11 protein-coding genes are annotated in these 14,834 nt (G+C 63.5%); 8 read left to right on the top strand and 3 right to left on the bottom strand.

What is annotated here, in order from left to right:
- Positions 1 to 37: 37 nt before the first annotated feature.
- From GQB00_RS11055 to GQB00_RS11040, 4 genes are all read left to right on the top strand, one after another.
- Positions 38 to 244 carry a bacterioferritin-associated ferredoxin gene (locus GQB00_RS11055; RefSeq protein ID WP_111493744.1) on the top strand — a complete coding sequence of 69 codons (207 nt, stop codon included), beginning with the start codon at positions 38 to 40 and terminating at the stop codon, positions 242 to 244.
- Positions 245 to 399: 155 nt separating this feature from the next.
- Positions 400 to 879, top strand: coding sequence for a bacterioferritin (gene bfr, locus GQB00_RS11050; protein WP_111493746.1), 480 nt, complete (start codon positions 400 to 402; stop codon positions 877 to 879).
- A 353-nt stretch (positions 880 to 1,232) separates the two neighbouring features.
- Positions 1,233 to 2,690, top strand: a complete 1,458-nt coding sequence (locus GQB00_RS11045) for a mannose-1-phosphate guanylyltransferase/mannose-6-phosphate isomerase (RefSeq protein WP_165856247.1) — start codon at positions 1,233 to 1,235, stop codon at positions 2,688 to 2,690.
- Between the two features lie 43 nt (positions 2,691 to 2,733).
- The gene (locus GQB00_RS11040) at positions 2,734 to 4,089 is read left to right on the top strand and encodes a phosphomannomutase (RefSeq protein WP_165856246.1); all 1,356 of its coding nucleotides are present in this window, start codon (positions 2,734 to 2,736) and stop codon (positions 4,087 to 4,089) included.
- Positions 4,090 to 4,312: 223 nt separating this feature from the next.
- Here the strand turns inward: GQB00_RS11040 and GQB00_RS11035 are convergent, their stop codons facing one another.
- Together GQB00_RS11035 and GQB00_RS11030 are read right to left on the bottom strand one after the other, a co-directional pair.
- The gene (locus GQB00_RS11035) at positions 4,313 to 5,422 is read right to left on the bottom strand and encodes a phospholipase A (protein WP_165856245.1); all 1,110 of its coding nucleotides are present in this window, start codon (positions 5,420 to 5,422) and stop codon (positions 4,313 to 4,315) included.
- A gap of 36 nt (positions 5,423 to 5,458) precedes the next feature.
- On the bottom strand, positions 5,459 to 5,785 hold the full coding sequence (locus GQB00_RS11030; protein ID WP_111493754.1) for a hypothetical protein: 327 nt from the start codon (positions 5,783 to 5,785) through the stop codon (positions 5,459 to 5,461).
- Between the two features lie 200 nt (positions 5,786 to 5,985).
- On the opposite strand from GQB00_RS11030, the gene GQB00_RS11025 reads away from it, so the two are divergent.
- Entirely contained in the window at positions 5,986 to 6,411 is a 426-nt protein-coding gene (locus GQB00_RS11025; RefSeq protein ID WP_165856601.1) for a c-type cytochrome, read from the top strand.
- A gap of 81 nt (positions 6,412 to 6,492) precedes the next feature.
- On the opposite strand, the gene rep is transcribed toward GQB00_RS11025, so the two are convergent.
- A complete protein-coding gene (gene rep / locus GQB00_RS11020) occupies positions 6,493 to 8,511 on the bottom strand; it encodes a DNA helicase Rep (protein ID WP_111493758.1) in 2,019 nt (672 codons plus the stop codon).
- A 378-nt stretch (positions 8,512 to 8,889) separates the two neighbouring features.
- Here rep and GQB00_RS11015 point away from each other — a divergent pair, with 378 nt between their 5' ends.
- The 3 genes from GQB00_RS11015 (at position 8,890) to gshA (ending at position 14,795) form a co-directional block, all read left to right on the top strand.
- Positions 8,890 to 10,638 carry a putative bifunctional diguanylate cyclase/phosphodiesterase gene (locus tag GQB00_RS11015; RefSeq protein ID WP_165856244.1) on the top strand — a complete coding sequence of 583 codons (1,749 nt, stop codon included), beginning with the start codon at positions 8,890 to 8,892 and terminating at the stop codon, positions 10,636 to 10,638.
- 209 nt (positions 10,639 to 10,847) lie between these two features.
- Complete coding sequence (locus GQB00_RS11010) at positions 10,848 to 13,181, top strand: Tex family protein (protein ID WP_165856243.1); 2,334 nt, start codon at positions 10,848 to 10,850, stop codon at positions 13,179 to 13,181.
- Positions 13,182 to 13,238: 57 nt separating this feature from the next.
- Complete coding sequence (gshA, locus tag GQB00_RS11005) at positions 13,239 to 14,795, top strand: glutamate--cysteine ligase (protein WP_165856242.1); 1,557 nt, start codon at positions 13,239 to 13,241, stop codon at positions 14,793 to 14,795.
- Positions 14,796 to 14,834: the final 39 nt, after the last annotated feature.

Here is a 14,834-nt window from a genome sequence, read left to right as displayed (position 1 = left end):
ATCAACAACATTTACAGCGCCTATTGAGACTCTCTCTATGTACGTTTGCCTGTGTTACGGGGTGACGGATCGCCAAATTCGAGAGGCCGCCGAGGATGGATGTCGGTCTATGCGCCAGCTGGGTAAAGACCTCGGGGTCGGTCGCCAGTGCGGGCGCTGTGCCACGATGGCTCGCGAGATCCTGCGCGAGTGTCAGTCTGAAGACTATATGAATCTCGCCGCGATGCTGGCCCAACCGGCCTGACGGTCGGCGCCGGCGTCAGCAAAACCTGCCTTTTCCTTCCCGCCGCGTGTGGCGCGGCTTCCCGGGTACTGCGAATCATTTCCCGCTGCGATTTTTTATCGCGGGCATTCCATCTATCCTGTTGATCTCACACATCAGGAAAGGAGTTCGCAGCCATGAAGGGTGATAAGAAAGTCATCCAGTACCTCAATAAGGTGCTCGCCAATGAACTGACGGCGATCAACCAGTATTTCCTTCATTCACGCATGTACAAGGACTGGGGCATCACTCATCTGGCGGCCAAGGAATACGAAGAGTCCATCGATGAGATGAAGCACGCCGATCAGCTGATCGAGCGCATCCTGTTCCTGGAAGGGCTGCCCAACCTGCAGGACCTGAACAAACTGCTGATTGGCGAGGATGTCCAGGAGATGATTGAGTGCGACCTCAAGCTGGAGCATGCCGCGCACAAGGACCTCAAGGAAGCCATCGGCTACTGTGAGGACATCAAGGACTACACCAGCCGACAGCTGTTCCGGTGGATCCTCGACAGCGAGGAAGAGCACATCGACTGGCTGGAAACCCAGCTCGACATGATCAAGAAGATGGGTATCCAGAATTACGTGCAGCTGCAAAGCGGTCACGCCGACGGCTGAATGATTACAGGGTGCCGGTCCTTTGGCCGGCGCTCTGCCCATCGTATCCTGCTAGCTCACCCGGAAAACCGGGCGTTTTTAGGGCTGTTGCCCTGCCTTTGTGCCCGTTCATCCAGTGGGCCTCCCAACCCCTCCGTATTGCCCCGTCTTTATCACTTTTTAATGTTCGGTCAGCCCGTTGAATTCCTGTGTATTATCGGTATTCCACCGGATGTCCGGGGCCATGTCTGGCGCCCGAGGCACGGAAATTGAATCGCGTTAAGCGGGCCGGTGCATGAGACTGTCATGTCCATCCGGCAGCATGAAATCCCTCGCGGCAGTCAGGAGGCGAGGGCCATCAGGGAGGGTTACCGATGATTCCAGTCATTCTTTCCGGCGGCACGGGCTCCCGGCTCTGGCCGCTGTCTCGTGAAGCGTTTCCCAAACAGTTCCTGCAGCTGGCCGGGGAGGAAAGCCTGCTGCAGCAGACCCTGTCGCGGCTGCCGGAGGATCGGGTGTCAGATCCGCTGATCGTGGCGAGCAACCAGCACCGTTTTATCCTCAGTGAGCAGCTCGAAGCCATTGGCTGCCAGCCGCGCTCCATCCTGCTCGAGCCCTTTGCCCGCAACACCGCGCCGGCGGTGGCCATGGCGGCACTGGCGATTGCCGACGAGAACCCGGAGGCGTTGATGCTGGTGCTGCCGGCGGACCATAACGTTCGCGACGAGGCGGCCTTTCGCGCCGCTCTGGCGCAGGGCGAATCCGCTGCCGCCACCGGCTCACTGGTGCTGTTCGGGGTCTTGCCCAGTGGGCCGGAGACGGATTACGGCTATATCGGCGCCGAGCCGGCGCCGGACCTGGACGATGGCCTGCTGCGGGCCAACCAGTTCCTGGAGAAACCGGATCGGGCCACGGCCGAGCGCATGCTCGCCAAGGGCGGCCATTTCTGGAACAGCGGCATCCTGCTGTGCCGGGCGGACCGTTACCTCGAGGAACTGCGCCGGCACAGCCCGGACATCTACGACACCTGCCGGTTGGCGGCTGGCCACGTCTGGGCCGATCTCGAGTTCTCAAGGATCCCGTCGGAAATCTACGAGCATTGCCCCGAGGATTCCGTGGACCGGGCGGTGCTGGAGAAAACCGACAGCGCCGTGGTGGTCCCGCTGGATGCCGGTTGGCGCGACATGGGCTCGTGGTCGGCGTACTGGGAGTCCAGCGAGCAGGACGAGCAGCAGAACGTGGTGGTCGGCGATGCACTGATGGAGGACGCCCACGGCTGCCTGGTGCATGCCGGGGGCCGGCTGGTCACGATGCTGGGCGTTAACGATCTGGTGGTCGTCGACACCCGCGATGCGCTGCTGGTGGCGCGCCGCCACCGGGTGCAGGAGGTCAAGGAGCTGGTCGAGAAGATGCGCGCGGAGGAGCGCCCGCAGGTGGACGCCCACCGCGAGGTCTATCGGCCCTGGGGCAGCTACGACAGCGTCGATGCCGGGCATCGTTTCCAGGTTAAACGCATTTCCGTGAAGCCTGGTGAGCAGCTGTCCCTGCAGAAACATCACCACCGGGCGGAGCACTGGATCGTGGTCAGCGGCACCGCCGAGGTGACGCGCAACGACGAGACCTACCTGCTGACCGAGAACGAATCCACCTACATTCCCATCGGCGCCGTGCATCGCCTGGCGAACCCGGGCAAGATCCCGCTCGAACTGATCGAGGTGCAGTCCGGCGCCTATCTGGGCGAGGACGATATCGAGCGCCTGCAGGACAACTACGGCCGAACCGAGCAGGCCGGTGACGAGACCACGGCCCCGGCGTCGGCCGAACGGGCCTGAGCCGGCGCCGCGTGCTTACCAATGCCACTCAAAGGAGACATTGATGGCTTACTCATGCTTTAAGGCATACGACATTCGGGGTCGCATTCCCGACCAGTTGAACCCGGACCTGGCCGAGCGCATCGGACGCGCTTTCGTGGCCGTAACCGGCGCGAAAAAGGTGGTGGTGGGTTACGACATCCGCCTCTCCAGCCCGGAAATGGCCGAGGCCCTGAGCAAAGGCCTGATGGCCGCGGGCGCCGACGTATACGACATCGGCCTGTGCGGTACTGAGCAGGTGTACTTTGCCACCAGCCACTACGAGATGGACGGCGGCATCATGGTCACCGCCAGTCACAACCCGAAGGACTATAACGGGATGAAGCTGGTGCGTGAGGACTCCAAGCCGATCAGTAACGACACCGGCCTGCGCGACATTCATGATCGTCTCGACGAGGCGTTCGAGGACGCCCCCGCGCCGGGAAGCTACCAGACGCTGGAAGACGCCGAGGATGCGTACATCGAGCACCTGCTGGGCTACGTTGACATGAGCAGCCTCAAGCCGCTGGCGATTACGGCCAATGCCGGTAACGGCGGCGCCGGCCGGGTCATCGACAAGCTGGAAAAGCGCCTGCCGTTCAACTTCATCAAGCTGCAGAACGAGCCGGATGGTCACTTCCCCAATGGTGTGCCCAACCCGATCCTGCCGGAGAACCGCACCGTCACCGAGGCGGCGGTGAAAGCCAACCGCGCGGACATGGGCATCGCCTGGGACGGCGACTACGACCGTTGTTTCTTCTGGGACGAGAACGGCCGTTTCATCGAGGGGTATTACATCGTCGGGCTGCTGGCGGACCAGTTCCTGAGCAAACAGGGCGGTGGCGCAGTCATCCACGACCCGCGTCTGATCTGGAACACCCAGGATCTGGTGGAAAAAGCCGGCGGTCGCGCGGTGGAGAGCAAGACCGGCCACGCCTTCATCAAGGAACGCATGCGCGCCGAGGACGCCGTTTACGGCGGTGAAATGAGCGCCCACCACTATTTCCGCGATTTCGCCTATTGCGACAGCGGCATGATTCCCTGGCTGCTGCTGGCGGAGCGCCTGTGCCAGTCCGGCCAGACCCTGTCGTCGCTGATCGACGAGCGCATCGAGGCCTACCCGGCCAGCGGTGAGATCAACCGCACCATTCAGGATCCGGCCAAGGTCATCCAGGCGATGGAGGAAAAATACGGAGCGGACGCCGAGTCGGTCAGCCATGTGGATGGTCTGAGCGTGGCCTTCAAGGACTGGCGCTTCAACCTGCGCATGTCCAACACCGAGCCGGTCGTCCGCCTGAACGTGGAGTCTCGCGGCGACAAGGCGCTGATGGAGGCGAAAACCGAAGAGCTGCTGGCGGAGATGGAGCGGCTCAACGCCTGATCCATTATTTGTTGGTTGTTGCGAAAACGCCCCGGCATGACCGGGGCGTTTTTGTTTCTGGGGGTGTTTCGCGTCTGCCGTTGTCTGGTATCGGCCGCCCGTCGCGCGGCTCGGAAGCTGAAGCTTCCGCTGCATTATTTCGGGAGTGATCGTCTTTTATGGCAAAAACGTCAGTGCCTGTGACGCCGCCAGGCATCCGCAGCTATCCCGATGTCTCCCAGCCTCACAGCCAGTCGTTCAGCATGATGCCGATCCCGATCCGCTGGACGCGTTCGTTGTAGTCGATCAGGCTCTCGCCGTAGCCGTTGAAGTACTGCACGAAGCCCTTGACCGTATCGCCGATCGGGAAGCTGTAGCCGAGGGTGACCGACGTCTTGTTGTCGTCCGTGCGCAGGTTGTTGCGCAGTTTCAGCGAGAAGGTGCGATCACTGTCGACTTTGTAAACCGCCCAGTAGTCGGCGTAGCCCAGATACTTCTCGATGTCGGGGTTGTCGTCCTCGGATTTGGATTCGGGAATCCGGTACCAGGGTTGAACCATGAACATCCAGCGGTCCCAGGTGTACACCGCGCCACCCAAGATGCGGTTCCAACTGCGTGAGCGTGGATCCGACTGGCCGTTGGACTGGTGGTTGAGGCCGAGGGACAGCGCCTCCAGCCGGCCCGGGCCAAGATCCCACTGGGCCGCGTAGCGCGCGAACAGCTCCGGCTCGTAGTTGGTCTCGCGGAAGGGTTTGGAGGCGTCGCTGTTGAAGACCTGCCAGAAAGACACCTGGGTGTAGCCGAACCACAAGGTGGTGCGGTCGTCGAACATGCCCGTCAGCAGTGGCACCTTGAAGCTGATCTGGTACTTGGCTTCGTCGTAGTCCAGCGGTTTGTCGTAGTCGGTAAACCCCTGGGTGGGGCTGTACGGCCGATCATTGGGGTCGTGCACGTAAGTGTACGGCAGGATGTACGTCGGACGGTGGGAGACGAAGCTACCGGAAAACGAAAAAAGAGCCTTTTCGGTGGCGAAGTAGCGATCCACCGCAGAGTCTGCGGTATCGCCTTCGCGTTCCTCAACGCCACTCTCGCCGTCGGTTACAGCGTTGTTCTCCGGCGTCAGCTGCAGTCGCTCGGTCGCCTCGTCGGCCCGTTCAATGCGCTCATCGCTGGCCCGTTCCCGGGCCTCCTGTGGATCGGTGATGGCATCGTAGCAGGCCAGCCGCTGCACGCCGTTTTCGATCAGGGCGCAGTCGTCGGCGGCGAAGCCCTGGAAATCCGGTGTGGTGGCGTCGTCCTGGGCGGCGGCCAGCGGCGCGGTCAGGGCCAGGCAAAGGGCGGGTAATGCTCGCATAACGTCGGTCCGTCCGTGTCAGTGAATCCCGTGGGCTCAGAGGCTTTGCCAGGTCTGGGCGATGGAGTAGGCCCAGACACCGAGCAGCGTCACGGCGAGCAGGCCAAAGATGAGTTTGTGTTTGAATGCACTTTCCGCTTCCACGTTGGCCACCCAGCGCAGATACATCAGGCCGATGAAGCTGAGAAACACCGCCAGGCTGGACAGGGCCGGAATCAGCAACCACATTGGATTGAGTTGGCCGTCGGGGCCGGCCATCCGACCGAGCAGCATCATCGAGCCGACCAGGATGGCCAGGGCCGTGAATTCCGTGATCAGCAGCGGTCGGCGCCAGGGGTGCGCCTTGGGAAATTGTTTCGGCATTCGGAACTCCTTGGTTTGCGGCCCATGATACCCATTACGTTGCGAACGGGTCAGGTGATTAACTGAATTTTAAGGAAGTTTCTTTGCCGCTGGTATTGGCGGACGGGCCGGATCCGACGGTCGTTGGGCTTGTTTTTTTTAGCGGCTATAATGCGTGACCATAATATAAACAGAAACGGGTGGGGGTACTCACTGTGACGATGATGAGAGTTCTGGTGGCCGTTCTGCTGGTGTTGGGGCTGCAGGGCGGCAGCGCGACGGCTGCCGTGGAGGATCAGATCAAGGCACGCATCGCGCCGATCGGTACCGTGTGTGTGGACGGTGAGGACTGCGGGGATATCCTGACCTCCGCTGCGCCGGCTTCCGCATCGGCCTCCTCCGGGCCCCGCTCCGGGGAGGAGGTCTACCAGTCCGTCTGCGCTGCCTGTCATAACGCCGGTGTGGCCGGCGCGCCGGTGACGGGCGATGCCCCGGCGTGGTCGCCCCGCCTGGAAAAGGGGCTGGACACCCTGATCACCCATGCCATCGAGGGGTTCAACGCCATGCCCGCCAAGGGCGGCTGCGCCAACTGCCCGGACGAGGAAATCCAGGCGGCGGTGGAGCACATGGTGGAGGCGGTCGAATAACGGCGCGTCCTGCCCCTGAAAGCGGTTCAATCGGAAGCCGGGCAATGCCCGGCTTCGTCGTCTTCGGCCCCGGGGCTTTGGTCAGGCGCCCAGGTCCCCCAGCAGAGCGCTCAACGTGGCCTTGCCCTTGCGCTGGTTGGCCGCCTCATCGGTGTCGCCGGTGCCTTCCCAGAGCACGTCCTCTTCCGGCAATTCATCCAGGAAGCGGCTGGGAATGGTCTCGATCTTCTCGCCGTACTGCTTGCGCTGGGCGGCGTAGGTCAGCGCCAGGGTCTCCCGCGCGCGGGTGATGCCCACGTACATGAGCCGGCGTTCCTCCTCGATGTTGTCCTCCTCGATACTGGAGCGGTGCGGCAGGATTTCCTCTTCCAGCCCCATGATGAACACGTGGGGAAACTCCAGACCCTTGGAAGCGTGCAGGGTGAGCAGCTGGACCTTGTCGCTGTCGTCCTCTTCCTCGCGCTGCTCCATCATGTCGCGCAGGATCAGCCGGCTGATGGCGTCCTCGATGCCCAGCTCGTCCGCCGTGCCCTTGCCGTCGTCCAGCATGCGCTGGATCGAGTCGACCAGGTACCAGATGTTGTCCATGCGCCGCTCCGCCTGCTTGGGCGTGCCGGCGTGCTGGTGCAGCCACTCCTCGTACTCGATGTCGGTGAACAGCTGCTTGATCACCGGAATCGGATCTTCCCGGAACAGGCGCTGGCTGGTGCGGTCGGTCCAGTGGGCGAAACGCCGCAGCTTGTCCAGGCCGCGCTCCGAGACGTGCTCCTCGGCGCCCAGGTCGTGCAGCGCCTTGAACATGCTGACGTTGCGCCCGCGCGAATAGTGGCCCAGTTGCTCCAGCGTGGCCGGGCCGATCTCCCGGCGCGGGACGTTGACCACGCGCAGGAACGCCGCGTCGTCGTCCGGGTTGATCATCAGCCGCAGGTAACTCATGGCGTCCTTGATCTCGTTGCGCGAGAAGAACGACTGGCCGCCGGAGATGCGGTAGGGAATCTGGTAGGCCTGAAGCTTCATTTCCAGCAGGCGGGACTGGTGATTGCCCCGGTAAAGCACGGCAAAATCCCGGAAGTCGATGCCTTTTTTCAGCTTCTGGTCGAGAATCTCGGTGGCGATGCGTTCGGCCTCGGCGTCCTCGTTGCGACAGCGCACGATGCGGATCTCGTCGCCGATGGTGTGGTCGCTCCACAGTGCTTTCTCGAACACGTGCGGGTTGTTGGCGATGACCGTGTTGGCGCACCGCAGGATGCGCGAGGTGGAGCGGTAGTTCTGCTCCAGCTTGACGATCTTGAGGCTGGGGAAGTCGTCCTTCAGGGTGGCCAGGTTTTCCGGTCGCGCGCCGCGCCAGGCGTAGATCGACTGGTCGTCGTCGCCCACCACCGTGAAGGCGGCGCGGTTGGCCACCAGCAGTTTGACGAGCTCATACTGGCACAGGTTGGTGTCCTGGTACTCGTCCACCAGCATGTAGCGGATCTTGCGGCGCCACTTCTCCAGCACGTCCGGGTGGGTCTGGAAGAGCTGCACCGGCAGCAGGATCAGGTCGTCGAAGTCCACGGCGTTGTAGGCTTTCAGGTATTCCTGGTAACGCTTGTAGATCAGGGCGATGCGCTGCTCGCGCTCGTCCTCGGCCCGGCTCAGGGCGTGGCCCGGCGCCCACATGGCGTTCTTCCAGTTGGAGATGGTCATCTGGATGTCGGACAGCTCGTCGCCGGCGTCGGCGCTGTCCTCGCGCAGCATCAGGTCCTGCAGCAGGGCTTTGGCGTCCTCGGCGTCGAAAATGGAGAAGCCCGGGTGGTAGCCCAGGTGGGCGTGCTCCTCCTTGATCATGTTCAGGCCAAGGTTGTGGAAGGTGGACACGGTCAGGCCGCGGGTCAGCTTGCGATCGACCAGGCGCGTCACCCGCTCCTTCATTTCCCGGGCCGCCTTGTTGGTAAAGGTCAGGGCGGCGATATGTCGCCCGGGGATGCCTACGTTCTCGATCAGGTAGGCCATCTTGCGGGTGATCACGCTGGTCTTGCCGCTGCCCGCGCCGGCCAGGACCAGCAGGGGGCCATCGACATAGTGAACCGCTTCACGTTGACGGGGGTTAAGCTGTGCCACGGGTGTCCTGCCTGAAAAATTCGTTTACCCTTGGAGCCGCTGCGGCGCGCCGGGAACGAGATCGCCGGTTGGGGGCAAAAAAGAGGCCTCATTCTACACCAGTCGGCGCAGTGGGTTTACCATTGTCTGGCGGACTGTCGGGATCTACCGATGGGACGCCGGATCCGGCCGGAGTCGGGGGCAAAAAGGCGCTGCATCGCCTGACGCCGTCGTCTATGCTGTTCATGCACGCTATGGAAAGGGCGGAATCAGAAAACATGCTCGAGTTGTTGTACCCGGCAGGTGCAGGGGAATTCGGCATCGTCAGTGCGGTTCGACGCGTCGGGGCGGAAGCGTCCGCTGGCGCCGCACGACAGACAAGGGAGTTAGCCGCTGCGGATGATTGACCTGGACGACCCGTGGAGTACCACCACAATCCGTCTGCTGATCCTGACACCGGAACTGCAGGACTACCTGTGGTACGCCCACCTGCTGCGCCAGAATCCCGAGTTGCGGGTGGAACTGACCTGGTGCCCGGATCTGGCCGACTGTGAGGACCTGATCAGCCATACTCAGTTCGATGTGGTTCTGTGGGACAGCGTCATGTTCGTCACCTCGCAGACGGTGTTTCTGCAGTACCTCGCCGTGGCTGGCGACGAACGCCCGGTGGTGGCCCTGGGGGCCGAACCGGAAGCGATCGGCCTGCCGCCGGCGCGGGTCAACGGCGCCACCGACTACCTCTGCAAGGGGCGGCTGGACCCCTGGAACCTGGGGCGGGCCCTGATGTGTGCCCTGTACCGGCATCGGGCCATGGCGGTCACCCACGGCGAGCTTGGGCGCGAGGTGGCCAGCGGCTTCATCAATCGCGACCTGTTCTTCGATCGCATGCAACAGGCGATCCTGCGCGCCGAGCGCCATGACCACCGCCTGGCCCTGCTGCACGTCAATCTGGACGAGTTCCGCTCGGTCAACGACAGCCTGGGCTTTCAGGCCGGCGACCAGTTGATTCTCAAGCTGGCCGAACGGTTGCGCCGGGTGTTGCGCCGGGTGGATTCGCTGATGCGCATCGGCGGCGACGAGTTCGCCATCATCATTGAGCGGGTGGAGAACTCCCTCGATGTCACCCAGGTGATCCGCAAGCTGGTGTCTGCCCTCAACGAGCCGGTGGTGGTGGACGGCAAGAGCGTGATGCTCAGCGCCAGCGTCGGCATCGCCACCTACCCGGAAGCCGGCAACACGCCGGAGATACTGCTGCGCCAGGCCAACCGCGCGATGTTCGAGGCCAAGCGCGACGCCGGTACCAGCTACCGCTTCTACAACCAGCAACTGCACATCACCGTCGGGCGCCAGTTGACCCTGGAAGCGGACCTGCGCAATGCCTTGCGCGGCAAACAGTTGGAACTCTATTACCAGCCGCGCATCGACCTGATCACCGAGGAAGTGCGCGGCGTTGAGTGCCTGTTGCGCTGGAATCATCCCGAGCGGGGCCTGGTCGGCCCGGACGAATTCATCCCCGCCGCCGAGCGCAGCGGGCTGATTGTCCCCATCGGCTACTGGGTGCTGGAGCAGGCCTGCGAGCGCCTGCGCGAGGCTTCGTCGCTGGGGTATCCGGGCATGGTGTTCGCGGTGAACCTGTCGTTCCGGCAGTTCCACGACCGCAAGATGACCGAGACCATCTTCCGCATCATCTACAACGCCAGCATCGACACCAGCCTGCTGGAGCTGGAACTGACCGAAAGCGCCATGATGCACGATCCGGACTACGCCCAGCGCTGCCTGCGCGAGCTCAACCAGCTGGGCATCAGCTTCGCGCTGGACGACTTCGGCACCGGCTTCTCCTCGCTGAGCAATCTGCAGCACCTGCCCATCTCCCTGGTCAAGATCGACAAGTCCTTCGTCCAGCGCCTGGGGGAGAGCGGCGACGCCGAACACATCATCCGCGCCATCATCAGCCTGGCCCACAGCCTGCAGATGAGCGTGGTGGCCGAGGGCGTGGAAACCGCCGGCCAGCTCGACTTCCTGCGCCAGCAACACTGCGATGAGGTGCAGGGCTACTACTACGCGCGCCCCATGCCCTGGTCGGACCTGGTGACCTTCCTGGAATCCCGCAACCGCCGCATTGGGGGCGACGTGGGCAGCGACGCCTGACGCGGTTCCCGGCCGCGCCGCCGCACCTGTCCGGGCCATTGGCTTGTCCACGGCCCCCGCGCCCTGTACCTTTCGCTCCATATTCCTGAAACCCGACGGACGCGGCCGGCCGCGTCCTGTCCTGAATCATCCGGGGATCGCCGACAGCACCGCCATGGCGCTATAATCCGCGGTTTCCTCCGGTAGCCAAGCAACGCAAGTGAGGTGGCATGAACAGTATTTTCCAGCGGATCGCCGATGAACTGGGCGTTCGACAACAACAGGTCAGTGCAACGGTCGGACTGCTCGACGAAGGCGCCACGGTGCCGTTCATCGCCCGGTATCGGAAAGAAGTGACCGGCTCGCTCGACGACAGCCAGTTGCGGACCCTGGAAGAGCGCCTGCGCTACCTGCGTGAGCTGGAAGACCGTCGCGCCACCATCCTGTCCAGCATCGACGAGCAGGGCAAACTCACCGACGAGCTGCGCGAGGCCGTCGAGTCCGCCGATACCAAGAACCGCCTGGAAGACCTCTACCTGCCGTACAAGCCCAAACGCCGCACCAAGGCCCAGATTGCCCGGGAAGCGGGGCTGGAGCCGCTGGCCGACGCGCTTTATGACGATCCGACCCAGGACCCGGACACCCTGGCCGCGGACTACCTCAATGCCGAAGCCGGTATCGAGGACGCCAAGGCGGCGCTCGACGGCGCCAAATACATCCTCATGGAGCGCTTCGCCGAGGACGCCGAGCTGCTGGGCCGTCTGCGCGATTTCCTGTGGGAGCAGGGCACCTTGAAGGTCAGCGTGGTGGCCGGCAAGGAAAACGAGGGCGCCAAGTTCCGGGATTATTTCGAGCACAGCGAGCCGCTGAAGAAGGTGCCGTCGCACCGGGCCCTGGCCATCCTGCGCGGCCGCAACGAGGGTATCCTCAACTACAGCATCGTGATCGGTGACGACGAGGACGACCGCACCAAGGCCTCCCCGGCCGAGCAGACCATCGCCGGTCACTGGAAGATTCGAGACCAGGGCCGCCCGGCGGATCGCTGGCTCAACGAGGTGGTACGCTGGACCTGGCGGGTCAAACTGTCCACCCACCTGGAAACCGAGCTGGTGGCCCAGGTGCGTGAGTCGGCCGAGGCCGAGGCCATCCAGGTGTTCGCCGCCAACATCAAGGATCTGTTGCTGCTGGCACCGGCCGGTCCGCGTCCGACGCTGGGCCTGGACCCGGGCCTGCGCACCGGCGTCAAGGTGGCGGTGATCGACGGCACCGGTCAGGTCACCGATCACGGCGCGATTTTCCCCCACGCACCGCAGAACAAGTGGGATGCGTCCATCGAGCAGATGGCCAAGTGGTGCCGTCAGCACAAGATCGAGCTGATCGCCATCGGTAACGGCACCGCGTCGCGCGAAACCGAGAAGCTGGCGTCCGACCTGATCAAACGCTATCCGGAGCTCAACCTGGCACGCATCGTGGTCAACGAATCCGGCGCGTCCATCTACTCCGCGTCCGAATTCGCCGCCCGCGAGCTGCCGGACCTGGACGTGACCATCCGCGGCGCCGTATCCATCGCCCGTCGCCTGCAGGATCCGCTGGCGGAGCTGGTCAAGATCGAGCCCAAGTCGATCGGTGTCGGGCAGTACCAGCACGACGTGTCCCAGGTGCAGCTGGCGCGCAGCCTGGACGCGGTGGTCGAGGACTGTGTCAACGGCGTCGGCGTCGACCTGAATACCGCGTCCGTGCCATTGCTGGCACGGGTGGCCGGCCTCAACCAGGTGACCGCCCAGAACATCATCGAATTCCGTAACCAGAACGGCACGTTCCATAACCGCAAGCAGCTGCTGGACGTACCGCGTCTGGGCGCCAAGACTTACGAGCAGGCGGCCGGCTTCCTGCGCATTGCCGGGGGTGAGAACCCGCTGGATCGCTCTTCGGTACACCCGGAGGCCTATGGCGTTGTCGAGGCCATCGCCAAGGACAGTGGCCGGTCCGTGGGTGAGCTCATCGGCGACAGCGCCTTCCTGCGCAGTCTCGATCCACAGCGTTTCGTGACCGACAAGTTCGGCTTGCCCACGATCAAGGACATCATCTCCGAGCTTGAAAAACCGGGCCGCGACCCCAGACCTGAATTCCGGTTCGCCACGTTTGAGGAAGGGGTGGAAACCCTGAAGGACCTCAAGCCGGGCATGGTGCTGGAAGGCAGCGTGACCAACGTGACTAATTTCGGCGCGTTCGTGGACATCGGCGTTCACCAGGACGGCCTGGTCCACATTTCGGCGCTGTCGCACCAGTTCGTCAAGGACCCGCGGGAAGTGGTCAAGGCCGGCGACATCGTCAAGGTGAAGGTCATGGAAGTGGATGTGCCCCGTAAACGGATTGGCCTGTCCATGCGTATGGATGACCAGCCGGGCGAGGGCAAGGCCGAGCGCAACGAGCGCAGCCGCGGTGGTGAGCGCCGCCAGGGCCGCGGCAACAAGGCGGGCCGGGACAACCAGAAGGCGCCCCAGGGCGCCATGGCCGGGGCGTTGGCGCAGGCATTGGCCTCCGCCAACAAGAAAGGCCGCTGATACACTGAACAGAGACCATCGGCGTTTCCGGGCGCCGGTGGACCCAAGGAGTCTGACATGGGCGATTCCCGCAAGGGGCTATTCCGGCAGTTCTCGGCGCAGGACTGGCATGGGTTCCGCAAGGGCCTTGAGAAAGAAGGGTTGCGGGTGGATCCGGACGGGTTTATCGCCCAGACGCCGCATCCGGAGGGGCTGGGTTCCACACTGACCCACTCCCGCATTACCACCGACTATTCCGAGGCCCTGCTGGAGCTGATCACTCCGGTCTGCCAGGACACCCGTTCGCTGCTGCAATCCCTGCGCGACACCCATCGCTTCGTGCAGTCCAAGCTGGGCGACGAAGTGCTGTGGTCCGCCAGCATGCCCTGTCGCCTGGATGGCGACCCGAGCATCCCGATCGCTGTCTACGGCAGCTCCAACAGCGGCCAGCTGCGCCACGTCTACCGGAAAGGGCTGGCGGTGCGTTACGGTCGCATGATGCAGAGCATCGCCGGGGTGCACTACAACTTCTCCCTGCCGGACCGCTTCTGGGAGCGCTGGCAGCAGGCCCTGGATGACAGGCGCAGCCTGCAGGATTTCAAGTCGGACCAGTACTTCTGGCTGATCCGCAACTTCCGGCGCCGCAGCTGGCTGCTGATGCTGCTTTTCGGGGCATCACCGGCCCTGGACGCCAGCTTCGTGGACGGCGTCTCCCATCACCTGGACCGCTTCTCCGACGATACCTGGGTGGGCGAACCGGCCACGTCCCTGCGCATGGGGGATCTGGGGTACCACAACAATGCCCAGGCCTCGCTGGACATCTGCTTCAACGAGTTGAAGACCTATACCGACACGCTGTACCGGGCGATCCATACGCCGTGGCCGGCCTACGAGAAGATCGGCGTGCAAGATGCGCAGGGTCGTTACCAGCAGATCAACACCAACGTGCTGCAGATCGAGAACGAGTACTACAGCGCGGTTCGTCCCAAACGGTCGACCGAACGCGGCGAGAAGCCGATCCAGGCCCTGCGCAGCCGCGGCGTGGAGTACGTGGAAGTGCGCTGTCTCGATCTGGACCCGTTCGAGCCGCTGGGCATCGGCGCCAGCCAGATCGATTTCCTCGACCTGTTCCTGTTCGATTGCCTGCTCAGCGACAGCGACGTGATTGGCGACGCCGAATGCGACCGCCTCGACGGCAGCTACAAGGATGTGGTGGCCAACGGCCGGCGCGAAGATCTGAGCATCTGCTTCGACGGTCAGCAGACGCCAGTACTGGAGGCCGCTTCCGGTCTGCTGGAGCGACTGCAGGGGCTGGCCGAACAGCTGGACGCGTTCAATGGCGATTCGGTGTATCGTGATGCCCTGGCGGCTCAACGACAGGTCATCCAGAATCCGCAACAACTGCGCTCCCAGCGTGTGCTCGACGCTATGCGTGAAGCCGGTGAAGGGCACCTGGCGTGGAGCCTCCGGCAGTCGCGCGCTCACCAGGCGGCGCTGCGGGCGCACCCACTGGATACCGGCACCCAGGCTCTTTACGAGCGCATGGCGGCGGATTCCATCGCCACACAGAAAGAGCTGGAAGCCGATACGTCGCAGACGTTTGAGGAATACCGCAAGGCTTACCTGGCAGACTGATCATCCCCCCCCGGTGTCGTCCGGCATCTGGGGTGTGGC

It is taken from the genome of Marinobacter sp. JSM 1782161 (assembly GCF_011421605.1).
GTDB classification, from domain to species: domain Bacteria; phylum Pseudomonadota; class Gammaproteobacteria; order Pseudomonadales; family Oleiphilaceae; genus Marinobacter_A; species Marinobacter_A bohaiensis.
The sequence above is the reverse complement of the archived record's forward strand: the minus strand, read 5'-3'. Positions and strand labels throughout refer to the sequence as shown.